29 protein-coding genes are annotated in these 24,808 nt (G+C 63.8%); 17 read left to right on the forward strand and 12 right to left on the reverse strand.

Going from position 1 to position 24,808, the window contains the following annotated elements; all coding sequences use genetic code 11:
• The first annotated feature begins 11 nt into the window (after positions 1-11).
• Positions 12-506, forward strand: coding sequence for a DUF2244 domain-containing protein (locus tag NKJ88_RS07780; protein WP_023669732.1), 495 nt, complete (start codon positions 12-14; stop codon positions 504-506).
• A 10-nt stretch (positions 507-516) separates the two neighbouring features.
• Here the strand turns inward: NKJ88_RS07780 and NKJ88_RS07785 are convergent, their stop codons facing one another.
• Positions 517-1,332, reverse strand: a complete 816-nt coding sequence (locus NKJ88_RS07785; protein ID WP_352443894.1) for a class I SAM-dependent methyltransferase — start codon at positions 1,330-1,332, stop codon at positions 517-519.
• Between the two features lie 115 nt (positions 1,333-1,447).
• On the opposite strand from NKJ88_RS07785, the gene NKJ88_RS07790 reads away from it, so the two are divergent.
• From NKJ88_RS07790 to NKJ88_RS07810, 5 genes are all read left to right on the forward strand, one after another.
• Entirely contained in the window at positions 1,448-2,353 is a 906-nt protein-coding gene (locus NKJ88_RS07790) for a methylated-DNA--[protein]-cysteine S-methyltransferase (protein WP_352443895.1), read from the forward strand.
• Between the two features lie 140 nt (positions 2,354-2,493).
• Positions 2,494-3,402: a ribokinase gene (locus NKJ88_RS07795; RefSeq protein WP_023744094.1), complete on the forward strand. Its 909-nt coding sequence runs from the start codon at positions 2,494-2,496 to the stop codon at positions 3,400-3,402.
• Positions 3,399-4,859, forward strand: coding sequence for an amidase (locus NKJ88_RS07800; RefSeq protein ID WP_352443896.1), 1,461 nt, complete (start codon positions 3,399-3,401; stop codon positions 4,857-4,859). The genes NKJ88_RS07795 and NKJ88_RS07800 overlap by 4 nt, the downstream gene beginning before the upstream one ends.
• Before the next feature lie 97 nt (positions 4,860-4,956).
• Positions 4,957-5,571, forward strand: coding sequence for a LysE family translocator (locus NKJ88_RS07805; protein WP_352443897.1), 615 nt, complete (start codon positions 4,957-4,959; stop codon positions 5,569-5,571).
• Positions 5,572-5,677: 106 nt separating this feature from the next.
• A complete protein-coding gene (locus tag NKJ88_RS07810; protein ID WP_023728527.1) occupies positions 5,678-5,992 on the forward strand; it encodes a hypothetical protein in 315 nt (104 codons plus the stop codon).
• A 209-nt stretch (positions 5,993-6,201) separates the two neighbouring features.
• Here NKJ88_RS07810 and NKJ88_RS07815 read toward each other — a convergent pair whose 3' ends face one another.
• Positions 6,202-7,143 carry a nucleoside hydrolase gene (locus NKJ88_RS07815; protein ID WP_023691960.1) on the reverse strand — a complete coding sequence of 314 codons (942 nt, stop codon included), beginning with the start codon at positions 7,141-7,143 and terminating at the stop codon, positions 6,202-6,204.
• A gap of 144 nt (positions 7,144-7,287) precedes the next feature.
• Between NKJ88_RS07815 and NKJ88_RS07820 the strand changes: the two genes are divergently transcribed.
• Positions 7,288-7,713, forward strand: a complete 426-nt coding sequence (locus NKJ88_RS07820) for an Hsp20 family protein (protein ID WP_023669741.1) — start codon at positions 7,288-7,290, stop codon at positions 7,711-7,713.
• 64 nt (positions 7,714-7,777) lie between these two features.
• The gene (locus NKJ88_RS07825) at positions 7,778-8,035 is read left to right on the forward strand and encodes a BQ00720 family protein (RefSeq protein WP_023683072.1); all 258 of its coding nucleotides are present in this window, start codon (positions 7,778-7,780) and stop codon (positions 8,033-8,035) included.
• Positions 8,036-8,106: 71 nt separating this feature from the next.
• On the opposite strand, the gene ptsN is transcribed toward NKJ88_RS07825, so the two are convergent.
• From ptsN to lptC, 6 genes are all read right to left on the reverse strand, one after another.
• On the reverse strand, positions 8,107-8,571 hold the full coding sequence (gene ptsN / locus NKJ88_RS07830) for a PTS IIA-like nitrogen regulatory protein PtsN (RefSeq protein WP_023669743.1): 465 nt from the start codon (positions 8,569-8,571) through the stop codon (positions 8,107-8,109).
• Between the two features lie 108 nt (positions 8,572-8,679).
• Positions 8,680-9,264, reverse strand: coding sequence for a ribosome hibernation-promoting factor, HPF/YfiA family (gene hpf, locus NKJ88_RS07835; protein WP_023751408.1), 585 nt, complete (start codon positions 9,262-9,264; stop codon positions 8,680-8,682).
• 398 nt (positions 9,265-9,662) lie between these two features.
• The gene (gene rpoN, locus NKJ88_RS07840; protein WP_023820574.1) at positions 9,663-11,189 is read right to left on the reverse strand and encodes an RNA polymerase factor sigma-54; all 1,527 of its coding nucleotides are present in this window, start codon (positions 11,187-11,189) and stop codon (positions 9,663-9,665) included.
• 214 nt (positions 11,190-11,403) lie between these two features.
• Entirely contained in the window at positions 11,404-12,222 is an 819-nt protein-coding gene (lptB, locus tag NKJ88_RS07845; RefSeq protein WP_023669746.1) for an LPS export ABC transporter ATP-binding protein, read from the reverse strand.
• On the reverse strand, positions 12,219-12,803 hold the full coding sequence (locus NKJ88_RS07850; protein WP_352443898.1) for an LptA/OstA family protein: 585 nt from the start codon (positions 12,801-12,803) through the stop codon (positions 12,219-12,221). Before NKJ88_RS07850 ends, lptB begins: the two co-directional genes overlap by 4 nt.
• The gene (lptC, locus tag NKJ88_RS07855) at positions 12,790-13,503 is read right to left on the reverse strand and encodes an LPS export ABC transporter periplasmic protein LptC (RefSeq protein ID WP_023751409.1); all 714 of its coding nucleotides are present in this window, start codon (positions 13,501-13,503) and stop codon (positions 12,790-12,792) included. The genes NKJ88_RS07850 and lptC overlap by 14 nt, the downstream gene beginning before the upstream one ends.
• 295 nt (positions 13,504-13,798) lie before the next feature.
• Between lptC and sppA the strand changes: the two genes are divergently transcribed.
• The 4 genes from sppA (at position 13,799) to lhpI (ending at position 16,514) form a co-directional block, all read left to right on the forward strand.
• Entirely contained in the window at positions 13,799-14,755 is a 957-nt protein-coding gene (gene sppA / locus NKJ88_RS07860; RefSeq protein ID WP_023747044.1) for a signal peptide peptidase SppA, read from the forward strand.
• A gap of 80 nt (positions 14,756-14,835) precedes the next feature.
• Positions 14,836-15,120: an integration host factor subunit beta gene (locus NKJ88_RS07865; protein WP_006200394.1), complete on the forward strand. Its 285-nt coding sequence runs from the start codon at positions 14,836-14,838 to the stop codon at positions 15,118-15,120.
• Positions 15,121-15,172: 52 nt separating this feature from the next.
• On the forward strand, positions 15,173-15,517 hold the full coding sequence (locus NKJ88_RS07870) for a lipopolysaccharide assembly protein LapA domain-containing protein (RefSeq protein ID WP_023698203.1): 345 nt from the start codon (positions 15,173-15,175) through the stop codon (positions 15,515-15,517).
• Between the two features lie 31 nt (positions 15,518-15,548).
• The gene (gene lhpI / locus NKJ88_RS07875) at positions 15,549-16,514 is read left to right on the forward strand and encodes a bifunctional Delta(1)-pyrroline-2-carboxylate/Delta(1)-piperideine-2-carboxylate reductase (RefSeq protein ID WP_352443899.1); all 966 of its coding nucleotides are present in this window, start codon (positions 15,549-15,551) and stop codon (positions 16,512-16,514) included.
• Here the strand turns inward: lhpI and NKJ88_RS07880 are convergent.
• The 4 genes from NKJ88_RS07880 to NKJ88_RS07895 all read right to left on the reverse strand — a co-directional run bounded on the left by NKJ88_RS07880 (position 16,504) and on the right by NKJ88_RS07895 (position 18,640).
• Positions 16,504-16,920: a VOC family protein gene (locus NKJ88_RS07880; protein ID WP_031197718.1), complete on the reverse strand. Its 417-nt coding sequence runs from the start codon at positions 16,918-16,920 to the stop codon at positions 16,504-16,506. The two genes, lhpI and NKJ88_RS07880, sit on opposite strands and share 11 nt — an antisense overlap.
• A 104-nt stretch (positions 16,921-17,024) precedes the next feature.
• Positions 17,025-17,459 (reverse strand): EVE domain-containing protein, encoded by a 435-nt coding sequence (locus NKJ88_RS07885; RefSeq protein ID WP_023820570.1) that lies wholly within the window; start codon positions 17,457-17,459, stop codon positions 17,025-17,027.
• A complete protein-coding gene (locus NKJ88_RS07890) occupies positions 17,456-17,851 on the reverse strand; it encodes a VOC family protein (protein WP_023712334.1) in 396 nt (131 codons plus the stop codon). The genes NKJ88_RS07885 and NKJ88_RS07890 overlap by 4 nt, the downstream gene beginning before the upstream one ends.
• A 90-nt stretch (positions 17,852-17,941) precedes the next feature.
• Entirely contained in the window at positions 17,942-18,640 is a 699-nt protein-coding gene (locus tag NKJ88_RS07895; RefSeq protein ID WP_352443900.1) for a helix-turn-helix transcriptional regulator, read from the reverse strand.
• A gap of 127 nt (positions 18,641-18,767) precedes the next feature.
• Here NKJ88_RS07895 and NKJ88_RS07900 point away from each other — a divergent pair, with 127 nt between their 5' ends.
• The 5 genes from NKJ88_RS07900 to NKJ88_RS07920 all read left to right on the forward strand — a co-directional run bounded on the left by NKJ88_RS07900 (position 18,768) and on the right by NKJ88_RS07920 (position 24,695).
• The gene (locus tag NKJ88_RS07900) at positions 18,768-19,850 is read left to right on the forward strand and encodes an RsmD family RNA methyltransferase (protein WP_023686575.1); all 1,083 of its coding nucleotides are present in this window, start codon (positions 18,768-18,770) and stop codon (positions 19,848-19,850) included.
• 34 nt (positions 19,851-19,884) lie between these two features.
• On the forward strand, positions 19,885-20,742 hold the full coding sequence (locus NKJ88_RS07905; RefSeq protein ID WP_023683061.1) for a TrmH family RNA methyltransferase: 858 nt from the start codon (positions 19,885-19,887) through the stop codon (positions 20,740-20,742).
• Positions 20,739-21,227 (forward strand): signal peptidase II, encoded by a 489-nt coding sequence (gene lspA, locus NKJ88_RS07910; protein WP_023686576.1) that lies wholly within the window; start codon positions 20,739-20,741, stop codon positions 21,225-21,227. Before NKJ88_RS07905 ends, lspA begins: the two co-directional genes overlap by 4 nt.
• A gap of 88 nt (positions 21,228-21,315) precedes the next feature.
• Complete coding sequence (gene acuI / locus NKJ88_RS07915) at positions 21,316-22,305, forward strand: acrylyl-CoA reductase (NADPH) (protein WP_023747042.1); 990 nt, start codon at positions 21,316-21,318, stop codon at positions 22,303-22,305.
• 101 nt (positions 22,306-22,406) lie between these two features.
• Positions 22,407-24,695: a response regulator gene (locus NKJ88_RS07920; RefSeq protein ID WP_352443901.1), complete on the forward strand. Its 2,289-nt coding sequence runs from the start codon at positions 22,407-22,409 to the stop codon at positions 24,693-24,695.
• The last annotated feature ends 113 nt before the right edge of the window (positions 24,696-24,808 follow it).

The following is a 24,808-nucleotide window of genomic DNA, read 5'->3' on the forward strand; positions in this document are numbered from 1 at the left end:
AATATCCTGGGATGAGCGACACAAACGCCTCGTTTCAGGCCGACGAGCCATTCTTCCAGGCGCTGCTGACACCGCACCGCTCGCTGGGCCGCACCGGCTTTGCCGTGCTGATGGGCGCGCTGCTGTTCGGCTGGGTGGTGACCGGGGCGTTTTTCCTGTCGCGCGGCGCCTGGCCGGTGTTCGGCTTCTTCGGCCTCGACGTCATCGCCGTCTACATCGCCTTCCGCGCCAACTATCGTGCCGCCCGTGCCCGCGAGGAAGTGTCGGTGTCGCGCACCAGCCTCGACATCCGCAAGACGGCGCCCTCGGGAAAGTCGGAAGCGCATCGCTTCAACCCGTTCTGGGCGCGCTTTTCCGTCGCTCGCCATGCCGAGATCGGCATCACCAGGATGACGGTGGAAGCACAAGGACAGAATGTGCCGATCGGGTCATTCCTGGACCCTGACTCCCGCGAGAGTTTTGCCACTGCATTTTCACGTGCTCTGACAAAAGCCAGGACGCGTTAGAGTCGGCGCGTCAGAACCGGTAGCGTAAAATCCTGCCGACCTTGCGCAATGCGGGAATGTGTCTCCAGAGCCCGATGAACAGTTTTGCGGACCAGCTCATATGCGCTGTGCGTTCCGCGCTGTAGGCCGAGATATCGTCGACAAAGCGCAGCTTCGGAACGGCACGCTCCAGTACCTGCGGGTCGTCGATCGCCCAGTGAACCTCGGCGCCCGTCGCCCTGATGGTCGGATTGAGGCGCAGCATCTTCAGGCCGAAGTGGCTGTAGGCGTCGAACATCAGCTCGCCGCCGGCAAGATGCGCGACAAGGCGTGACAGCAGCCGTGGCCCCTCCTCTACCGGGAGATAAGGCGTCAACCCCTCCATCACCAAGACGGCCGGACGATTGCTCGGCACTTCTGCCAGCCAGTCTGGGTCGGTTACCGAAGAGCCGACGAGGTGGTAGTGGTCCCGGGACGGGTAAAGCTTGCGCCGGAGCGCGATGACATCCGGAAAATCGACATCGAACCACTCCACGCCTTCGGGTGGATCGACACGGAAAATGCGCGTATCGAGCCCGCAGCCGAGATGCAGCACGATGGCGCCGGGATTTCTGGCGATGAAGTCCTGAACGCGGACATCATACGTCTTGGCCCGGATCGCCAGGCCGATGCCGAGATTGGTGTCGACCTTGAGGCGCGAGAAATCATAGTCGATCTTGCGCACGGCCTCGTCGGCGAAGCGATCCCCGAGCAGCGAATGCGGCAGCCGGCTTTCCAGTGCCTTGCCATAAAGCGTCATCAGCAAGGTCTCCCTTGCTCCGCTCAGATTCACCCTTTCGCCGGCCATTGGCATCTCCCGGGGCGCAATCCAGTATTTATCTGGGAACAGGCGGCAACAAGGCAAGTTTCGGGTGGTTGCAAGGGGCGGAAAGACCGATATTCGCGGTCAAGGAGATATTGCCATGAACGCCCAGATGACCATGAATACGCAGATGAAACCGACAGCGATCCTGCAGCACGACATCACCCCCAACGGCAGCGACTACGAGGTCGTGCGCCACGCCATCGAGAAGATCAGCCTCGACTATCGCGACCAGCCCTCGCTGGAAGCCTTGGCCGCTGATGTCGGCGAGACACCCACGGGCCTGCAAAAGCTGTTCACCCGCTGGGCCGGCCTGTCGCCAAAAGCCTTCCTGCAGGCGGTCACCCTCGACCATGCCCGCAAACTGCTCGATTCCGGCATGCCGCTCCTCGAAACATCGTTCGAACTCGGCATGTCCGGCCCCGGCCGGCTGCACGATTTGTTCGTCACCCACGAGGCGATGTCGCCGGGCGACTACAAGACGCGCGGCGCTGGCCTGACCATCCGCTACGGCTACCACATCTCGCCCTTCGGCATCGCCCTGATCATGGTCACCGACCGTGGCCTTGCGGGGCTCGCCTTCAACGATCCGGGCGGCGAGCGGGCGGCTTTCGCCGACATGTCGGGCCGCTGGCCGAACGCCACCTATGTCGAGGACATGAGCGCCACCCAGCCCTATGCGGCGCGCATCTTCGATCCGACATTGTGGCGCGCCGACCAGCCGCTGCGCGTGGTGATGATCGGCTCCGACTTCCAGCTGCGCGTCTGGGACGCGCTGCTCAGGATCCCGATGGGCAAGGCCTGCACTTATTCTTCGATCGCCTCCAGGATCGGCGCGCCAAACGCCAGCCGGGCGGTGGGGGCGGCGGTCGGCGCCAACCCATTGTCCTTCGTCGTCCCTTGCCATCGGGCGCTGGGCAAGTCCGGCGCACTCACCGGCTACCACTGGGGCCTGACCCGCAAACGCGCCATCCTCGGTTGGGAAGCGGGCCAGACCGCGTCCTGAAGCTGCCCGCATCAAACAACACCGGCGAAATCCCTTCGCCGGTGTTTTTCTTTTTGCGAGCTCCCGGCGCAAAACATCCGCACGCTCTGGCAAGCCGCCGGCTTACAGGTTAGCTTCCCGGCATTCCGCAGGAGGCTTTCTTGATCATCGTTGTCGGCTCGATCAACCTCGACCTTATCGCCAATGTCGACCGCCTGCCTTCGCCGGGCGAGACGGTCCGCGGCTCCGGCTTCACCACCGCGCCCGGCGGCAAGGGCGCCAACCAGGCGCTGGCTGCGGCGCGCGCCGGCGCCAAGGTGCGCATGGTCGGCGCCGTCGGCAAGGACAATTTCGCAACCGAAGCCCTCGCTTTGCTCGTGGCCGGCAAGGTCGATCTCTCCGGCGTCGGCCAGAGCTTCGCCTCCACTGGCACGGCGCTGATCCTCGTCGGCGCCGATGGCGAGAATGTCATCGCCGTCGTGCCGGGCGCCAATGATTCGGTGCTGCCCGGCGATCTCGCCAAGGCTTTCCTTGCGAAGGGCGACGTCGTCCTGCTGCAGCACGAGATCCCGTTGCAGACTGTCGATGCAGCGCTCGACGCCGCACGCGCCGCCGCCGCGGTCACCGTGCTCAACACCGCGCCGTTCCGTAGCGAGGCGGCAGCGTTGCTCGGCAAGGCCGACTACGCCGTCGCCAACGAAACCGAATTCGACCTTTACGGCGAGGCGCTGTCGCTGAAAGGCCGCGACCGCCCGGCGCGCATGCGCGACTTCGCCCGCAAGACCGGCCGCACCATCGTCGTCACGCTCGGCGGCGACGGCGTGCTGGCGGCGACCCCGGAGGATTTCCTGACCGTGCCGGCGCTGAAGATCACGCCGGTCGACACCGTCGGGGCCGGCGATACTTTTTGCGGTTATCTCGCCGCCGGGCTGGCGTCCAACCTGCCGCTGGAGCAGGCTCTCACCCGCGCCGCCGCTGCCGGCTCGCTCGCCTGCCTGAAGCCCGGCGCCCAGCCGGCCATCCCGCTGGCGGCGGATGTCGACACCGCCCTGCGCAACAACGCCGGATGACAGCCCTGCGCCCCGCAACGAAGCACGCCATGCCCCCCGCCGGCGACATCTGCCGGATGTCCGCTGTCGACCTGGCCGAGGCGATCCGGCTGCGCCGCCTGTCCGTGCGCGAGTTGGTCGCCGCATTCCTCGACCGCATCGACGCGGTAAACCCGCTGGTCAATGCCATCGTCTCGTTGCGCGAGCGCTCCGACATCCTGCGCGAGGCCGACGCGGCGGACGCGCATCTAGCGCAAGGCGGGCCGGCCGGCTCGCTGTTTGGCCTGCCGATGGCGATAAAAGACCTCGCCATGACGCGCGGCTTGACGACCAGTTTCGGCTCGCCGATCTTCGCCGATTTCGTGCCGCAGGAGGATGATTTCTTCGTCGAGCGCATCCGCAAGGCCGGCGGCATCATCATCGGCAAGACCAACGTTCCCGAATTCGGGCTGGGATCCAACACCTACAATAATGTTTTCGGACCGACGCTGAACGCGTTCGATCCGGCGCTGACCGCCGGCGGCTCGAGCGGCGGCGCAGCGGTCGCCCTTGCGCTCGACATGGTCCCGGTCGCCGACGGCAGCGATTTCGGCGGCTCGCTCCGCAATCCGGCGGCGTGGAACAATGTCTTTGGCTTCCGCCCGTCGCAGGGGCTTGTCCCCGGTGGGCCGGACCTCGAAGTCTTTCATGCCCAGATGGGCATCGACGGGCCGATGGGCCGCAGCATCAGCGACATGGCGCTGCTGCTCGATGTGCAGGCGGGCTACCACCCGCACGCGCCGCTGTCTTGGGAGAAACCCGGCTCGTTCCTCGAAGGGCTGGCAACGCCGGCAAGCGGCGGCCGCGTCGGCTGGCTCGGTGATCTCGGCGGTCACCTGCCGGTAGAGCCTGGCATCCTCGATCTGTGCGAGGCCGCACTCGGCCGCTTCGCGGAGGCATCCTTCCTGACCGAGCCCTTGCTGCCGGATTTCGATTTCGAGGCACTGTGGCAAGCCTTCGTGACGCTGCGGCAGGCGAGCAGCGGCTCGGCGCTGAAAGTCCATTATGACGACCCGCACAAGCGCGCCCTGCTGAAGCCGGAAGCCGTCTGGGAGGTGGAGAACGCCATGCGGCTGACGGCGCCGCAGATCCGCGCGGCCTCGGTCATCCGCACCTCCTGGCACCGGACGCTGCTGTCGCTGTTCGAGCACTTCGATCTCATCGCGCTGCCGACGGCGCAGGTCTTTCCTTTCGAAGTCTGCACGCATTGGCCAAGTGAGGTCGCCGGACGGACGATGGACAGCTACCATCGCTGGATGCAGGTTTCGGCCTTCGCCACGCTCGGCGGCTGTCCGGCGCTCAACGTGCCCGTCGGCTTCGACGACAAAGGCCGCCCCTTGGGCATGCAGCTGATCGGCCGGCCGCGCGGCGACCTCGCCGTGCTCAGGGCCGGAGCGGCCTATGAGGCGACCCTGCCTTGGCAGGTGGGGGCGTCCTGACGCGAGGGGCGGCACGATCTGCGACCGGCTTGCACCAGCCCCGCCGCCATGCATTGATTGCAGCCAGCCGCCTAAGCGCATCCTCGAGGAAATCTCCATGTCGCTGGAACTCTACGCCGCCTATGTCCTTGCCTGCATCGTCATCATCCTGGTGCCCGGTCCGACTGTCACGCTGATCATCGCCAACAGCATCCGCCATGGCTACCGCGCCGGCCTTGCCAATGTCGCCGGCACGCAGGCTGGGCTCGCCGTGATGATCGCCATTGTCGGCATCGGCCTCAACACGCTGATATCGGGCATGGGCCACTGGTTCGAATGGGTACGCCTGATCGGCGCCGCCTATCTGATCTGGATGGGGGTGCAGATGTTCCGCGCCAAGGGCACGCTGAACGGCGACGGCACGGCGAGAAAGCCGCGTGGCGGCTTCTTCCTGCAGGGTCTGCTGGTGGCGCTCAGCAACCCCAAGACCCTGGTGTTCTTCGGCGCCTTCTTCCCGCAATTTATCGCCCCGCAGGGCAATTACACGCTACAGATCGTCGTCATGGGCCTCACCGCGATGATCTTTGCCGCCGTCTCGGATTCCACCTATGCGCTCGCCGCCAGCCGCGCCGGCCGCCTGCTCTCGGCAAGCCGCATTAAGCTGATGTCCAGGATCAGCGGCAGCTTTCTGGTCGGCGGCGGCCTGTGGCTAGCTTTTTCGAAGGCGAAGTAACAACCGTGGACGGTCGTTTCCAACGGCAGAATGAGCCCGTACGTGAAGGCTGATTGAAAGTCAGTCTCCACGCCACCACATGACTTTGTGCTGGGGATTCTTTCAAATGTCATGGACTTATAGGGATTTGAAAAGGAACGCGCCCGGCGTGGTCCTGATCGTCGCCATGTTCGCGATGATGGTTCCTTCGGCGCTCTACAAATGGACGAATGACGCGAGCCCTATCCGGTCAGTCGAGCCAATCCACGCAACGGTCAAAAGCGCCCAATCGGACCACGACCACACCCTTTATCTGGTTTCGCTCGAAAGCGGTTCGTCCATTCTTGTCGATGACGACCGGCCGCATCTGATCGGCGCGACGGCAAACATGGAGCGCGTCACGCGCGAGAATGGAATGGTCTTCTATCGATTTGCAAAGTGAACGGCGGCGGCGCCTTCCTTCTCCCCCTGTGGGAGAAGGTGGATCGGCGCGATAGCGCCGAGACGGATGAGGGGTGTTCCAGCGGAGTGAGACGTGGGCGTTCCCTGGAACACCCCACATCCGTCGCCTTCGGCGACGCCGCCCGGGGGCGAGCCACTTGTCTCGCCCCGTCCCTTCGGAACCCACAATGGGAGAAAGGAAAGACAGAGCTAAAGCCGCCCCAGCCTCTCCACCAGCAGCGCAAAAAAGGCGTCATGGTCGATGTCGCGCATCACCATGGCGTTCTTCGGCCGCTTGGTCACGCCCCACCAGTCGATGACGGTCATGCCCATGGTGAGCTCGGAGGTGGTTTCCACGGTGACGTTGCAGTTGCGGCCCTTGAACAGCTCCGGCTTCAACAGATAGGCGATGACGCACGGGTCGTGCAGCGGGCCGCCATCGGTGCCGTATTTCTCCTCGTCGAAGCGCTCGAAGAACTCCAGCATCTCGGCCGTCGCGGTGCCGACCCGGGTGCCGAGCTGGCGGATGGCCTGCGTGCGCTTGGCCGTGGTCAGCGCCTTGTGGGTGACGTCGAGCGGCATCATGACGATCGGAATGCCGGATTTGAACACCAGGTCGGCGGCTTGCGGATCGACATAGATGTTGAATTCTGCGGTCGGCGTGACATTGCCGCCTTCGAAGAAACCGCCGCCCATCAGTACGATTTCCTTGATGCGCGGCGCGATCTTCGGCTCACGGATCAGCGCCAGCGCGACATTGGTGAGCGGGCCGAGCGCGCACAGCGTGATCGTGCCGGCCTCTTCCTTCATCAGCGTCTCGACGATGAAGTCGACCGCATACTGGCCCTGCAGCTTCATCTTCGGATCGGGCAGTTGCGGGCCGTTGAGGCCGGTCTTGCCATGCACTTCCTCGGCGGTGACCAGCTCGCGCGCCAACGGGCGGATGGCGCCTGCATAGACCTTGATGTCGGGCCGGCCGGCCAGTTCGCAGATTTTCCTGGCGTTCTTTTCGGTCAATTTCAGCGGCACGTTGCCGGCAACAGCAGAGATGCCGACGATCTCCAGCTCGGCGCTGCCGAGCGCCAGCAATATGGCGACGGCATCGTCCTGGCCGGGATCCGTGTCGATGATGATCTTGCGGGTCTGGGGCATTTCATTTCCTTATGCGGGGGAGTCTTTTTGGCGGGGGTGTTCGGCGGCTTGAACTTGGCCGCGGCGCGGACCATATCAAGACCATCGGGAAAAATGCCATCCGGGTTTTTCCAGTTTATGTCGCTCCAAAGAGGACAGTGTAACATGAGCCGAATGACGCCCTTCTCCAGCCCGCTTCTCCTTGGTTTCGATGCCATGGAAAAGACCCTGGAACGACTGGCGAAATCCGGTGACAGTTATCCTCCCTACAACATCGAGCGCCTCAGCGGTGCTGACGGCAAGGCCGAAAGGCTGCGCATTACGCTGGCTGTCGCGGGTTTCGCCGAAAGCGATCTCGATGTCACCACGGAGGAAAACCAGTTGGTCGTGCGCGGCCGTCAAACCGACGACACCGAGCGCGAATTCCTCCACCGCGGCATCGCCGCGCGCCAGTTCCAGCGCTGTTTCGTGCTGGCAGACGGCATGCGGGTGATCGCAGCGGAACTGAAGAACGGCCTTTTGTCGATCGATCTCGATCGGCCGGATACCGAACGGCTGGTACGGAAAATAAATATATCGGTGAAAGACTGATCTTTACCGATGGCTCTCATGCGGGATGGCCTTGAGCGGCGTCCTCGCGCCAAGGAGGCTTGAAATGACCAGAACTGACGAAACCATCACCATGACCAGCGGCGAATTCGCCCATCTCGGCGAAGGCTCGGTCGCTTATCTCCGCAAGGTCTCGAGCGACGAGCTGCTCGGGCGCTTCCCCAACCTCGGCGAAATAGCGCCTGGTATGGTCCTGTGGGCCCTGTTTGCCGCCAACGGCCAGCCGATCCTGCTTTCGGATGCGAAAGACCGGGCTTTGGCCGGCGCCATGGAAAACGACCTGACCACTGTCGCCATTCACTAAGGCGACTGCTGGCGGTTGAAATGGAGAGGGCCGCCTTCGGCGGCCCCTGGAAGACTTAAATCCGAAGAACTTCAGGCGGCGTGCGAGGCCTGCGTGTCCGAAAGCAGCGCGTGGATGGCGACCGCGTCGCGCGTGCCTCTGATCTTGGCCACCGTGTCGGCGTCGCGCAAAACCCTGGCGATGCGCGACAGTGCCTTGAGGTGATCGGCGCCGGCGCCTTCCGGGGCCAGCAGCAAAAACACCAGATCGACCGGCTGGTCATCCAAGGCCTCGAAATCGACCGGCGTCTCCAGACGGGCAAAGACGCCGGCGATGCGCTTCACCCCGGCGAGCTTGCCGTGCGGAATGGCGATGCCGTTGCCGACGCCGGTGGAGCCCAGCCGTTCGCGCTGCAGGATGGTGTCGAACACTTCGCGCTCCGGAATGCCGGAAATCGCCGCCGCTCTCTCGGACAGCAACTGCAGAAGCTGCTTTTTGGAGTTCGCCTTCAACGCCGGCAAGATCGCCGGAACGTTGAGAAGATCGCTCAGATCCATATTTGAAATCCCTTATTCGCCTGCCGTCGCCAGTCCTCGCCCCTCGCGCGGCTGGCTATTATCCCTGTGCGACCATTGTCGTCACCTGTGCGACCATTGTCGTTGTCGTCACGCCTGTGCGACTTTGGTCGTCGACGGGTCGATCCAGCCGATATTTCCGTCCGGCCGCCGATAGACGATGTTGAGGTGGTCGTTTCCGGCGTTGCGGAAGACGAAAACCGGGCTGTCCTTGGTGTCGAGTTCGATGACCGCCGACGCCACCGACATGGTCTGCAGCGTCATGGTTGATTCGGCGACGATGGCCGGGGCGTAGTCCTCCGGAATGTCCTCATCGTCATCGGTCAGCGGCGCCATCACCGTATAGGCGATGTCGGTGATTTCGCCATTTCCATTGCCTGAATTGTGCGATTTCAGACGGCGTTTGTAGCGCCGCAACCTGGTTTCGAGGCGGTCCGCGGCCGCCTCGAAGGCAAGTGTCGGATCCTGGGAATCGCCGGTTGCCTGCAGCGAAGCGCCGGAATCCAGCCTGATCATGCAATCGGCCGAGTAACGCGACCCCGATTTGATGACCGTGACGTGCCCTGAAAAACCGCGATCGAAATATTTTCCAATCGCCTCGCCGACACGATCGGTAATGCGCGTACGCAGCGCATCGCCGATATCCATGTGTTTACCCGATATGCGCAATTTCATCTGAAAACTGACCTTCCTTGCTCAGGCTTCAAACTGGCCAGAGTTTATACTCGTGATCCGTGCGCACAAGCTTTGCGGCGTCAACTCGCGCCGATTTTAGATCCGAACTTTCCGGTTGATCACAATCCGCCTTATTGGCCGTCCCGTGGCCTTCATCGTGACGGACCATCCGCATGCGGGCCGCGAGCCCGTCTCATGCGGGCGGGCTTCTAGACACTTCATTGCAGCTTGTCAATTAATGCATGTCGCCCAGAAGTGCGCTGCGGTTCTGGGACAACGACATGCATCAAAACAAAGACTTAAAGCGCGTCGTATGAATCCGTTTCAGCGCGATGTCGCTTTAAGGTCGGAAAGTTGTGGAATCCAGCCATAGCAAAAGCCTTGCCGGGCAAGCAGACCTAGCGCCCCGCGCTCGCCAGAGCGCGCTTTTCACGCCGCCGCTGCACCGACGAGGGAATATTCATACCCTCCCGGTACTTGGCCACCGTGCGCCGGGCAATATCGACGCCGCTTTCCTTCAACATGTCGACGATTGCGTCATCGGACAGCACATCGGCGGGCTTTTCCTCGTCGATCAGCTGCTTGATGCGGTCGCGCACCGCTTCCGAGGAATGCGCATCACCGCCGCCCGACGCCGCGATCGAAGCCGTGAAGAAATAACGCAGCTCGAACACGCCACGCGGCGTCAGCATGTATTTGTTGGCCGTCACCCGGCTGACGGTCGATTCATGCATGCCGATGGCATCGGCCACCGTGCGCAGGTTGAGCGGCCTGAGCTGACGCACGCCATGGACGAGAAAAGCGTCCTGCTGGCGCACGATTTCCGACGCCACTTTCAGGATCGTCTTTGCCCGCTGGTCGAGACTGCGCGTCAGCCAGTTGGCATTCTGCAGGCATTCGGCCAGGAAATCCTTCTCCGCCTGATTCTTCGCATGCGGCGAGACCTGGGCGAAATAGATGTGATCGACAAGCACGCGCGGCAGCGTCTCGGCATTGAGCTCGACCGTCCAGCTGCCGTCATTGGCGGCGCGGACTTCGACATCGGCGACGATGGCGTCGCTGGCGCCGCCCGAAAACGCCATGCCCGGGCGCGGGTCGAGCGCGCGGATTTCGGCCAGCATGTCGAGGAGATCCTCCTCATCGACCCCGCAAAGCCGCTTCAGCGTCTGGAAATCGCGCCGCGCCAACAGTTCGAGGTTGCCGACCAGCATCTTCATCGCCGGATCGAGACGATCGCGCATGGCAAGCTGCAGCGACAGGCATTCGGCAAGGTCGCGCGCAAACAGGCCGACCGGCTCGAATGTGTGGCAGGCTGCCAGCACGTTGGCCACCGTCGCCTGATCGGCGCCGAGCCGTTTGGCGATCTCGGCGGGATCGGCGCGCAGATAGCCGGCCTCGTCCAGGCCGTCGGCCAGTTCGGCTGCGAGCAGCCTTGCGGCCGGATCGGCAAAGGCAAGCGCGATCTGCTCGCCGACATGCTGGCGCAGCGTGATCGCCGCGGCGGCCATGTCGCCGACGTCGAAGCCTTCGGAAGAACCGGACGAACTATTGCCGGTGGCCGACTTCCACTGCGCCGTCAGGTCCGGACCGAGCCGCTCGCTGGTGCCGGGATCGTCGGGGAACAGATTTTCCAGCGAGCTGTCGAGCTTGTCGGAGATCGCTTCGGCGCTCCACGCCGTCTCGTTTTCGAACCAGTCGCCATCGGCGGCAGGCTCAGGAGCGGCATCGCCCTTCTGCACCTGGTCGCTTGCGGCGTCATCCTGGGGCTCGGCGCGCTCCAGCAGCGGATTGCGCTCGATCTCGTCGTCGATGAAGTGGTCGAGCTCGACATGGGTGAGCTGCAACAGCCTGATCGACTGCATCAGCTGCGGCGTCATCACCAGCGACTGGGATTGTCGTAGCTGTAGTTTCGCCGCCAACGCCATGGTTCGGTTTCAAACGCCCTTCTGCACCCGGAAGCCTACACATCAGAAGCTGCCGGAAAATGAATTTTTCCGACCTTCCATAGAAACTGGCCCGGCTTTTGCTTGTCAAGGCGAACGATGGCAAAAGGCCCCTACCGAAGCATTATCTCACGCAAAATCGGAGAAAAAAGCCCGGCGGGGCGGCAAAAATCACGTCAGGAAACAAATTTCACGCTCAGAGCGTGAAACCTTCGCCGAGGTAGAGCCGGCGCACATCGGGGTTCGCCACCACCTCGTCGGCACGGCCATGAGTCAGCACCTGGCCGGCATGGATGATGTAGGCGCGGTCGATGAGGCCGAGCGTTTCGCGCACATTGTGGTCGGTAATCAGCACGCCGATGCCGCGCGCCGTTAGATGACGAACCAGCTGCTGGATGTCGGCGACGGCAATCGGGTCGATGCCGGCGAACGGCTCGTCGAGCAGCATGTAGGCCGGGCGCGTCGCCAAAGCTCGGGCGATCTCAAGACGCCGCCGCTCGCCACCCGACAGCGACATGGACGGCGACTTCCGCAGATGGCTGATGTGAAATTCCTCGAGCAGTTCGTCGAGATTGCGCTCGCGCACCTTGCGGTCCTTCTCAACCACTTCGAGCACGGCGCGGATGTTCTGCTCGACATTCAGGCCGCGGAAGATCGAGGCTTCCTGCGGCAAATAGCCGATGCCGAGGCGGGCGCGGCGGTACATCGGCATCGAGGTGACGTCGAAACCGTCGATCTCGATCGTGCCCTCATCGACCGGTACCAAGCCGGTGACCATGTAGAAACAGGTGGTCTTGCCGGCGCCGTTCGGCCCGAGCAGCCCGACAGCCTCGCCGGCGCGCACGCCGATGGTGACACCGCTGACCACCTTGCGGCCCTTGTAGCTCTTGGTCAGACCCTTGGCGATCAGGGTGCCCTTGAACTTCGAGGAATCAACGGTGACTGTGGCCGGTGCTGCAAGTTTACTGGCCGCCCGTCCCGGAAGGCGGGTCAGCAGCGAAGACACGCCAGTCATTCGGGCTTCGGGGCCTCGGATTTCGGTGGCGGCGTCATCGACATGATGACGCGCCCGCCGCAGCCATCGACCTGAGCAAGGCCGCTTTTCATCTGCACGGTGAGCTTGCAGCCCTTGAGGACGTTGGGTCCTTGGGACAAGACGACCTCCTTGCCCGACAGAACAAGCACCTGCGTCTTCATGTCGAACGTGGCGTTGTCGCCGGTGGCGATCTGGTCATTCGACTTGATGTAGACTTTGTTCTTGACCACCAGATGGTCGATATTGGCCGAACCGGTCATCGCCGAAGCGCCGGCGGCAGCACCTTTGGCGGCGTTGGGGCCCTTGACGTAGTAGACCTCCATGCTGCCGGCCTTGAGCAGCGTTGGCCCTTGCGTGACGGTGACGTTGCCGCTGAACAGCGCCATGCTGTCGGCCTGGCGGACCTCAAGTTTGTCGCTCTCGATCTGGATCGGCTGGTCGCCCGACAGTTTGAGCCCGGACTGGCTGCTGGCGCTGGACTGAGCCCAGGACGGCGCCATACCCAGCAACAGCAAGGCCGAAGCTGCGGCGACAAGCCGTGCCGAATTACTGGGACGCATTCGTTTCTCCGCTCTTTGCCTCTGCCGCCTTCATAGTGGCCGGATCGATGTGAACGCTTACCTTTTTCTCGAAAACGATGACCTTGCCATTGTCTTCGACCGACATTGAACCCGCGGTGATCCGCGAGCCGTTACGGCTGACATCGACCGCATCACCTGTCTTCATAGAGCCTTTGCCCATATCGAGGAAGACCGATTTGAAGATGGCAGCGACGCCGTCGGTGGTGGTGACGGTAACGTCGCTGGTCATGTCCATCGTGTTGGCGTTTCTGTTGTAGATCCCGCGCTTGGCGTCGACGGTCGCCACATTGTCGGCCGTCAGCGGCAATTTGGCATGGATGCCTTCGAGTTCGATGATGTCCTGCTTGCCGACATCCTGGATGGCGCGCAAGGCCGTCAGCGAATAGGGCAGCTTGTCCTTGGTGAAGCCGTTGAGCTTCGGATTGGCCATCACCAGCTTGCCATCCGCGAAAGCGGTGCCGTCTGCCTGTATCGAAATGTTGATCGGCGCCGCCAGATAGGAATAGACCGGAAACGCAACCGCGATCCCGGCGGCAAGCACCGGCACGGCAAACTTAAGCACGCGCACGCGGCGCGAGTGGCGCTGGGCGCGGTCGAAGGCGTCGCCGCGCGTGCCCGCTGGCGCCGTGGGCGCCAAGGCCGCATCGGCATTGGTCGGTTCGTTCGATCGCGCAAGCATGACTGACTTCTAATAAACCCTTGTCCGCCAAAACACCTGCTATAGGTGGGTTGCCGGCCCCCGCAAGCAAGCACAAGCGGAGGAAAACCGCAAAAATGTGACGGCCGCTGTTTTACAGACGGAACTCAGGCGACACAATTTCGTCACTTCATAGCAGAAACGAACGCGCCGCGTCATTTTTTCCTGAAATGCCTCCGTCGTGAAGGTCGCTTCGTCGCAGGCTCTTGAGGAAGAGGTAGCCGGGCGCGGACGCTTGCTTTAAAAGCATCGCTTCCCACCGACTGTGAGGCAGACCATGGCACTGAGAGCCGACGACCTGATCGACCGCCGCCGCTTGCGGCGCAAGCTGACCTTCTGGCGCGGTGCCGCCATTGCCATCGTGGCCCTTGGGGTGATTGCGCTTGCAAGCTGGTTCTATGGGGGCGACCTCGGCGGTTCTTCCGTCGACCACATCGCCAAGGTCAGGATCGAAGGCACCATCACCGAGGACGAGGAACTGATCAAGCGGCTGGAAACCATCCGCACATCCTCGCAGGTCAAGGGCGTCATCCTGGCGATCGATTCGCCCGGCGGCACCACGGTCGGCGGCGAATCGATCTACGAGGAGGTGCGCAAGCTTGCCGCCGACAAGCCGGTGGTGGCCGAGGTCGGCACGCTGGCCGCATCGGCCGGCTACATGATCGCCAGTGCCAGCGACCATATCGTTGCCCGCAAGACGTCGATCGTCGGCTCGATCGGTGTGCTCATCCAGTATCCCGATGTCAGCGGTCTGATGGACAAGGTCGGCATCAAGCTCGAGGAAGTGAAATCCTCGCCGCTGAAGGCATCGCCCTCGCCCTTCAAGCCGACCAATGAAGACGAGCGAGCCATGGTCCGCAAGCTCATCCTCGACAGCTATGACTGGTTCGTCGGCATCGTCGCCGAGCGCCGCAAAATGACCCGCGATCAGGCACTGGCCCTTGCCGACGGCTCGATCTTCACCGGCCGCCAGGGCCTTGCCAACGGTCTGATCGACGCTGTCGGCGGCGAGAGCGTGGCGATCGACTGGCTGGCGACCAAGGGTGTCGACGCCAAGCTCAAGGTGGTGGAATGGAAGGACACCGAGCGGCGTGGCGGCTTCCTGTTCTCGAAAGCAATAGCGCGCAGCGTCGGCAGCGCGCTCGGCATGTCGGAGGCCGGCGGCGACGTGCTTCACGAAATTGGCGCGGATCGCTTGTTTCTTGACGGTCTCGTTTCCGTCTGGCACCCTTGATCTGCCGGTTGGGGCGAGTAAAAAAGCAAATAAAATCATCCTGATAATTTGACCGCAGCGCTTTCACGGGGACCTTTCTGATGATCAAATCCGAGCTTGTGCAGATCATTGCCACGCGCAACCCGCATCTTTTCCTGCGCGACGTCGAAAACATCGTGGGAGCGATCTTCGACGAGATCACCGATGCCCTAGCGGAAGGCAATCGGGTCGAGTTGCGCGGCTTCGGCGCTTTTTCGGTGAAGAATCGCCCTGCCCGCACCGGCCGCAACCCGCGCACCGGCGAATCCGTCGAGGTCGAGGAGAAGTGGGTGCCGTTCTTCAAGACCGGAAAGGAATTGCGTGAAAGGCTGAATGGCGGCAAGTAGGCGCGGACCACGCGCCGACCTTATCAAGGCCTGCCTTCTCCAGGGAATTTCTATGTTGAACCGCTTCATACTTATCGTGGTCTTCGTGCCGCTCGCCGTCATCCTGATTGCGCTGGCCGTCGCCAACCGCGAGCTGGTCGCCTTCACGCTCGACCCGTTCAACCCCGGCAATCCGAAACTGACGCTGACCTTGCCGCTGTTCATCTTCCTGTTCGTGGCGCTCGCCATCGGCATGGTCGTCGGCAGCCTGGCGACCTGGGTCAAGCAGGGCCGCTACCGCAAGCTGGCGCGCCAGCGCGGGGTCGAGGCCGAGAATTTGCGCCAGGCGGTCAGCCGGGTACCCGCCGCACCGCAAGGCTCGGGCCAGGGTCCGGCGCTGCCGAAGCCAACGGCCTGAAGCCGAAGCTTTTGTCTTCGCGGAGTTTTGCATGCTGACCATTTCGGCCGACGCTGTCGACCAGGCGCTGACCTTTCCCGGGCTGGTCGAGACATTGCGCGCGGCCTTCCGCGAGGGTGCTGTGCAACCCGTCCGCCATCATCACGGAGTCGAACGGCCCGACGGTGCCACTTCCACGCTGCTGTTGATGCCGGCGTGGACCGACTTCCATGCGGCCGGCACGTCGGTCGGCGGTCATATCGGCGTCAAGATCGTCACCGTATCGCCCGACAACAACGCCATCGGCAAACCGGCGGTGATGGGGCTCTATCTCCTGCTCAACGGCGCCACCGGTGAGCCCGAAGCGCTGATCGACGGCCAACGGCTGACACAGTGGCGCACCGCTTGCGCCTCGGCGCTGGCCGTCTCCTATCTCGCCCGCGAGGACGCATCGCGGCTTCTGGTGGTCGGCGCCGGCGCGCTGTCGCCGTTCCTCGCCAAGGCGCACTCCGCGGTGCGGCCGATCAAGACCATCCGCATCTGGAACCGCACGCCCGCCAATGCCGAAAAGGTCGCGGCTGATTTGCGCGCGGACGGTTTCAACGCCGAGGCCGCAAGCGATCTCGACGCCGAACTCGCCGAGGCCGACATCGTCTCATCGGCGACGATCACGACGACGCCGCTGGTCAAGGGTGCGCTGCTCAAGCCGGGCGCGCATGTCGATCTGGTCGGCGGCTTCACGCCGACCATGCGCGAAAGCGATGACGACGCGATCGCGCGCGCCCGCGCCTATGTCGACACCCGCGCCGGCGCCACAAAGGAAGCCGGCGACATCGTCCAGCCGCTCGCCTCCGGCGTGCTGAAGCCGGAAGCCATCGTCGCCGATCTGCATGAGCTGGCGCGCGGGGAAAAACAGGGCCGGCAGAGCCCCACTGAGGTCACGCTGTTCAAGTCGGTCGGCGCCGCGCTTGAGGACCTTGCCGCCGGCATTGCCGTCTACAACGCGCTCAAGCAGTAGCGTCTGCGCCGGTTCTGCGATCGAAGTTCCTGATCGCTTCCGCGCCGACCGGGGTGAAGAAGTTCACCAGATTGCCATCGGGATCGCGCAGCAGCAGCGACCGGTTACCCCATGGCATCGTCGTCGGCGTCTGAACGAAATCGCCGATGATTTTCGCCAGCCTGCTGTACTCAGCATCAACATCACCGACGCGAAACTCGACGATCGCTGAGCGATTGGCGGACGGCTGCGCCACATCAGTTCCGAACAGGGCCAGCGTGCGGGTGCTGCCGATCGCCAATGTGCAGGACGACGTTGCCAGTTCGGCGAAGTCGTCTGTCAACCAGGTTGCGGTAAGCCCGGTGATCGTCTCGTAGAATGCCACCAAGGGCTTCATCTGGTCGGTAATGATGCGGATCCTGGGCAAGCGCGTCGCTATCTGAAGACAATCGCTTGTCGCACAAGGCTGCTGACAACTTGGTGTCAGCAGCCTTGTCACGGTGTGCCTTGCCCATCCGGCGGCTGGATGCTTCAGCCTGCCTTCATGGCCTTCGCGCCCATCGCCTCGGCGATCAGCGCGAAATCATGCGCCGTAATTTCGAACAGGCCAAAGCGCAGTTGATAACCCCAGTTCGATTTGCCCGCGGTGAAGTCGAGCTGCTCGAGCAGCGGCTTGATCGGCGCCTCCTCGGCCTTGGCCCATTCGACATCCCTGCGGAACGGCGTGAAGCCACCGCCCATGTCGCCCTGGTAAGGCTCGCCTTCGCGCACGGTGCCGATTGCCGTGAAAGCCTGCAGGCCGTCCTTCTCGCGCAGAATTGTGGTCGGCGAGTAGTAGATGATGCCGTCGCCGGGCTTGATGCGGCGCAAAGGTGCCGCCTTGCCGTGGTTGACCTGCATGAAGCCGGCCTCGCGGCCGCGCCGGACATGTTCGGCGGAAGCGACCGCGATCCAGTGTGCACTCATTGCTGTTCCCCATTGGCCTGTTCTCCATCGTTCAGCCAGTAGACGCGCAGCCGGTGCTTGTCGGGATCGAGCGCAACGAAGGTGCGGCCGAAGTCCATGTCGGTCGGCGTCTGCAGGATGGTCAAGCCGCGTCCTGCCCAGTCCGTGTAGGCGGCGTCCACCGCATCAGGCCGGTCCAACGCGAAGACGAGCTCCGCACCGCCGCCCGCCGCTGCGGCCGCCGGCTCCACGGTGTGGCGCGACCACAGGCCGAGCTTGAACCCATTGTCGAGCACGAACAGCACGAAGGTCGGCGACGTCTCCACCGGCTGGCGTCCCAGCAGCGCACCGTAGAAGGCGCCGCTCCGCTCCGGGCTGTCGACATAAAGGATGACGAAATTGGGGGTGTTCATGTCTGCTCTCCAGGTTTCGATTGGAGGAGCATAGGTGACCCCACTGTCAGATTCTGGCAGCAGCGTCTTGTGGGCGCGTGGAAAGGAGCATTAAGCGCCAGGCTGGCGCTCCGGTGCGTCCAGCGTCGCGCGCCATTCCTTCAGCAGCGCCTGCCGACGACGCGGATAGCGGATATCTGTGGTGTTGAGCCCCGACATCCGGTCGGCGCGAAAATGTCTGAAATCCTGCCGCGTCTCGCACCAGGCCACCACCACCCGCACCTTGTCGAAAAAGCCGAGCGCGAATGGCCAGATCAAGCGCTCGGAGGCGGCGCCGCCGGCGTCGCGGTAAAGAAAGCCGAGTTTTCTCTCGTTGCGGATCGCCTGGCGCACCAGGCCAAGGTCGATGCTTTCGACAGCATCGCCGTGCGGCCCGACCAAAAGCGCGGTCGCATCGAGGTCCTCACGCAGATCGTCCGGCAGCACAGCGGCGATCTTGGCCAGCGCGTCGGTGGCGGCGGCCGACAGCCGCTTGTCCGGTTGTCTGGCAACCCAACGCGATCCCAGAACGATGGCCTCGATCTCCTCGTCGGTGAACATCAGTGGCGGCAGCATGAAGCCGGGTTTCAGCACATAGCCCAGCCCAGCCTCGCCCTCGATCGGCGCGCCTTGCCCCTGCAGCGTGGCAATGTCGCGGTAGAGCGTTCGGATCGAAACGTCCATCTCGCCGGCAAGCGTGCGACCGCTCACCAGCCGGCGATGCCGGCGCAGGATCTGGATCAGGTCGAGCAGGCGTTCGGAACGGGACATGATTCGAGATTTGCCTGTTTCCTCAGCGAGGTCCACCACCTCAGACATTCGCACGCTCGACCATTTTGTTTGCGCAGCCGGTGACCCTATGCCAAAAGCGGCCTGCCGCCTCCGGAGACGCTCCTGCTTGAAGTCTTTTCGCGACAAACGCCGCGACAACCGTCCGCCCGCAAAAGGCAGGACCGAACATGCGCGGCCACAGCCGGAGACCGTACCAATCCGACCCGAAGCCAGACAGCAACGCCACGAAACAAAACCGGACGACCGGTCTGATCCGAAGCCCGCCCCCCGTGTCCTGGCGCGTCGCGAAGGCATCCTGCCCACTGAGCGCCTGCCGGTGATCCTCGAAGTGGCGCCCAATCAGGATTATGCACTGCTCGACAGCGGTGCCGGCGAGAAGCTCGAACAATACGGCCCCTACCGCATCGTGCGGCCCGAGGGACAGGCGATCTGGCAAAAGGCCTTACCGGCCAGGGACTGGGACCGCGCCGACGCCATCTTCACCGGCGACACCGACGAGGAAGGCATCGGCCGCTGGCGGTTCCCGAAGGTACCGCTGGGCGAGACCTGGCCGATGAAGCATGACGGCATCGACTATCTCGGCCGCTTCACCTCGTTTCGCCATGTCGGCGTCTTCCCCGAGCAGGCTTCGCACTGGGACCATATGGCCAGCCTGATCGCGGCGGCCAAGCGCCCGATCAAGGTGCTGAACCTGTTCGGCTATACCGGGCTCGCGTCTCTGGTGGCCGCCCGCGCCGGCGCCGAGGTCACCCATGTCGATGCCTCCAAGAAGGCGGTCGGCTGGGCGCGCGAAAACCAGGAAATGGCCGGTCTCGGCAGCAAGCCGATCCGCTGGATCGTCGACGATGCAGTGAAATTCGCCGAGCGCGAAGAGCGCCGCGGCAGCCGCTACGACATCATCCTGTTCGACCCGCCTGCCTATGGCCGCGGACCCAAGGGCGAGGTCTGGCAGTTGTTCGAGGACCTGCCCGGCCTGACCGACCTTTGCCGCGCGATCCTGACGCCGAAACCGGTCGCCATAGTGCTGACCGCCTATTCCATCCGCGCCTCCTTCTTCGCCATCCATGCCTTGATGCGCGACACCTTTGCCGGCATGGGCGGCACGGTTGAATCAGGCGAACTGATCATCCGCGAGCAGTCCGCCGGGCGGGCGCTGTCGACATCGCTGTTTTCGCGCTGGGTGGCCTGAATGCCCCGGAGACCTGAATGCCCGGGAGTCCCGAATGAATGAGCGGCACGCCGGCGCGCCCGGGCAGGTCAAGGAAGTCACCAGCCTTGCCAATCCGCTGATCAAGGACATCAAGGCGCTCGCCCAGAAGAAATTCCGCGACCAGCAGAACGCCTTCATGGCCGAAGGGCTGAAGCTGGTCATCGACGCCCTCGACCTCGGCTGGTCGATCAGGACGCTGGTTTTCGCCAAGGCCGGACGCGGCAATGCGGCGGTCGAAAAGGTGGCGGCGCGCACGGTTGCCGCCGGCGGCACCGTGCTCGAAGTGTCCGAAAAAGTGCTGGTCGCCATCACCCGCCGTGACAATCCGCAAATGGTGGTCGGCGTCTTCCGGCAAAAACTGCTGCCGCTAAGAGACATCCGCGCTCACGACGGCGACGTCTGGGTGGCGCTCGACCGGGTGCGCGATCCCGGCAATCTCGGCACCGTCATCCGCACCGTCGATGCCGTCGGCGCCAAGGGCGTCATCCTGGTCGGCGAGACTACCGATCCTTTTTCTGTCGAGACCGTGCGCGCCACCATGGGCTCGATCTTCGCCGTGCCGGTGACCAAGGCGACGCCGGAAGCATTTCTGGCTTGGCGAAACAGCTTCTCGGGCCTGGTGGTCGGCACCCATCTGAAGGGTGCGGTCGACTACCGCTCGGTCGATTTCTCCCGAGGACCGGTGCTCTTGATGATGGGCAATGAGCAGCAGGGCCTGCCCGACAATCTGGCGGAAAGCTGCGACCGGCTGCTGCGGATTCCGCAGGCCGGCCGCGCCGATTCGCTCAATTTGGCGGTCGCCACCGGAATCATGCTGTTCGAGATCCGGCGCGGCGCTCTGAAACTTGCCCCCGAGGACGCCACATCGTGAAATCATGGTCTCCCTATGCGCTGCTGGTGGTGGTGGCAATCGCGCTCGACCAGTGGATAAAGCATCTGATCGAGACCGGCCTCGCCTTTCAGGAAAAGCTCGACCTGATGCCGTTCCTGGCGCTGTTTCGCACCTACAATACCGGTATTGCCTTTTCGATGTTCTCGTCTTTCGGCGACACCGGCCTGGTCGTCATCGCGGTCGTCGTCGTCGCCTTCGTGCTTTATCTGGCAACGCGTACGCCATCCGGCCATGTGCTGGCCCGCATCGGCTTTGCCCTGATCATCGGCGGCGCGATCGGCAATCTGATCGACCGCGCCGTCTACGGCCACGTCATCGACTATATATTGTTCCACACGCCGGTATGGTCCTTCGCCGTCTTCAACCTCGCCGATGCCTTCATTTCGGCCGGCGCGGCGCTGGTCGTCTTCGACGAGTTCATCGGCTGGCGGCGCGAGGCCAAGCCGCAAGGCCCAGAAGCCTGACGGCCCGACTCTTTTGACCAATTGACCTCGCCGGACGGTCGCCGCACAGTTCGGCCAGAGCCAGCCTTTGCGAAGCCGAGGAGAAGAGATGCCTGAAACCTTCAAAGCCATCCTCGTTTCGCGCGACGCCGAAAAGAAGCAGTCGGTCGAGATCGTCGATTTCGGCGAAGCCGATCTGATGGAAGGCGACGTAACCGTCGCGGTCGAGGCGACGACGGTCAACTACAAGGACGGGCTGGCCATCACTGGGAAAGCGCCAGTGATCCGCCGCTGGCCGCTGGTGCCGGGCATCGATTTCGCCGGAACCGTCCTCTCCTCATCGCATGCCGACTGGCGCAAGGGCGACAAGGTCATCCTCAATGGCTGGGGCGTCGGCGAGACGCATTTCGGCGCCTATGCCGGGCGCGCCCGCGTCAACGGCGGCTGGCTGGTGCCGTTGCCCGACGGCATCAGCGCGCACGATGCGATGGCGGTCGGCACCGCCGGCTATACGGCCATGCTCAGCGTCATGGCGCTGGAGCGGCACGGCATCCTGCCGGATCGCGGCCCGGTGGTGGTGACGGGTGCAGCCGGCGGCGTTGGGTCGGTCGCAGTCTCGATCCTGTCCAGCCTTGGCTATCACGTCATCGCCTCGACCGGCCGCAACGCCGAAAGCTCCTATCTGATCGACCTCGGTGCCGCCGAAGTGATTTCGCGCGAGGAACTCTCCCAGCCGGCCAAGCCGCTGGCCAAGGAGCGCTGGGCCGGCGGCATCGATGCCGTCGGCAGCCACACGCTGGCCAATGTGCTGTCGATGACCGCCTATGGCGGCGCGGTCGCCGCCTGCGGCCTGGCGAGTGGCATGGATCTGCCGTCGAGCGTCGCCCCGTTCATCCTGCGCGGCGTCTCGCTGCTCGGCATCGATTCAGTGATGGCGCCAAAGGCTGTGCGGCTGGAAGCCTGGCGCCGCATCGGCAGCGATCTTGATCTCAAGAAGCTCGCCGGCCTGTCGACGACCATCGGCTTCGACGGCATCATCACCGCCGCCCACGACATCGTCGAGGGCAAGATCAGGGGGCGCATGGTCGTGGATATGTGAGGCCCCGAAGCCACCAGAACGGGCGGCAAAAATGCATGACCGCTAAAATTCGAACGATCCGCCGCGCTTTTCCATAATCTCTATCTGGCAAGGAGTTCCGCATGATCGCGGAGTCCGCCAGGAAAGAGAAGAGCCGCGCCGAAAGCATCGACGGGCCGAACCCGGCGACGCCCAAGCGGCAGCATGTTGCCGCGCCGCCGCTGGCGCCGGATTTGCCGCGCCCCACGTCCGAGGGCCTGCCGTTCCTGACGGTGGTCGCCAGTGTCGTGCTGGCGGGCCTCTCCCACCTCACCGGTGCGCCGATCTTCATCACCCTCGGCCTGCTGGCGACAGGCCTTGCCGGCGTCGCCATGCACCTGCGCAACCGCCGCACCGTCCACCGCGCGACGGCCTTGCTCGACGAAACCGCCGCGCGCAGCCGCGCCGAGATCGAGACGCTGGCCGACCGCATGTGGGAGATGCAGGAGAGCGAGGAGCGTTTTCGCGGGCTGATCGATGCGCTCGGCGATCTCGTCGTCCACCGCGACCGCGACGGCCACATCGTCTATGCCAACATGGTTTTCGCCGGCCTCGTCGGAACCGATCAGCGCGACCTTGCCGGCAGGACTCTGGCCGACCTCGGCATCGATGTCGGTATCGTTCCCGACGCCGCCTTTTCGGATCACGAATGCCTGAGTTCCACCGACGTCTCCATCCGCACGCCGAACGGTCCGCGCTGGTTCTCGTGGATCGAACTGTCGGTGCGCGACAAGGATAGCGGCGCCGTCTCGCACCGGGCGATTGCCCGTGACATCACCGCCCGCAAGCGCGCCGAATCCTCGTTGATCACCGCGCGCGAGCGCGCCGAATATGCCAGCCAGGCCAAGTCGCGCTTCCTCGCCACCGTCAGCCATGAGATCCGCACGCCGATGAACGGCATCATGGGCATGGCCAAGCTACTGGCCGACACCAATCTGTCGCCCGAGCAGCGCACCTATGTCGGCGCCGTCTCGACCTCGGCCAGCGCGCTTTTGGCGCTCATCGAAGACCTGCTCGACTATTCCAAGATCGAGGCCGGCCGCTTCGACCCGGAACCGCAGCCGACATCGTTGCGTGAAATTGCCGACAACATCATCGAACTGATGGCGGCGAAAGCCTTCGCCAAGAACATCGGCCTCGGCTGTCATGTCGAGCCCGACGTGCCACAGATGATCATGGCCGATCCGGGAAGAGTCAGGCAGGTGCTGCTCAACCTGATCGGCAATGCGATCAAGTTCACCGACACCGGCGGCGTGCTGGTTTCGGTTGCACGGGCCCGCACCGAGACCAGCGACCGCATCTGCTTCACCGTCGCCGACACCGGCCCTGGCCTGCGCGAAGAGGATATGGAGCGCATCTTCGAGGAGTTCGAACAGTCCGACGGCACCTCGACCCGCACCCATGGCGGCGCCGGCCTCGGTCTGGCCATATCGAGGCGCCTGGTCGCCGCCATGGGCGGTGCCATTTCGGTGTCGAGCCGGCTTGGCGAGGGATCGGAATTCGTCTTCGAGATCCCGGCCGCAGGAGCAACCGAAGCACCGCAGAACCGGCAGAACATCCTGGCCGGCCGGCGCGCCGTGATCGTGTCGAAGAACGCCGTCGAGGCCGACGCCATCGCCCGCACCATCCGCGCCCATGGCGGCGCCGTCGAGGTCGCCGCAACCGCTTCCCAGGCGACGCCCTTCGCCGAACATTGCGATGTGCTGTTGATCGACGCGGCCCTGGAGGACGGCGACGGCAGACTGCTCAAGCGCCTGCGCCAGAGTGGCTTTGCCGATTGCGAGGCGATCACGCTGATCGCGCCGACCGACCGCGGCATGCTTGGCGAATTCCGCACCAGCGGCTACGCCACCTTCTTGGCGAGGCCGGTGCGCGGCGAAACCCTGCTGCGCGTGCTGCTGACCAGTCATGCCCCTGCCTTGCCGCCGCCCAAGCCGGAAAAGACCGGCGCGTCCTCGCTTCGTGCCCATGGCGGGCGCCAGCAAGGTTTGTCGGTGCTGATCGCCGAAGACAACGACATCAACGCCATGCTTGCCCGCGCCACGCTTTTGAAGGCGGGACATCGCGTGAAAGTGGTCGGCAATGGCAAGGCCGCGGTCGAGGCGGTGACCGAAGCCGGGCTGAAAAATCGCTTCGATGTGGTGCTGATGGATTTGCACATGCCGGTTATGGACGGGCTGGACGCGATCGCCGCCATCCGCCGCCACGAGGAGGAAATGGCTGTGCCGCCGGTTCCGATCATGGTGCTTTCGGCCGACAGCCAGGAAAAGACCCGCCACGCCGTGCTCGCCCATGGCGCCAGCGGCTTTGTCACCAAGCCGCTCGATCCCGACGCGCTGGTCCATGCCGTCGAGGGCCAGGTGGCCGCCTGAATTCATGTCGCTCAAAAGTGGCCCCGGTTTTGAGAAGACGACATGCACAAAACAAAGACTTGAAGCGCGTCGCGTGAATCGTCCCAGCGCGACGCGCTTCAAGGCGACGCTGG

This window comes from Mesorhizobium sp. M0016, from assembly GCF_040324035.1.
Taxonomy (GTDB): domain Bacteria; phylum Pseudomonadota; class Alphaproteobacteria; order Rhizobiales; family Rhizobiaceae; genus Mesorhizobium.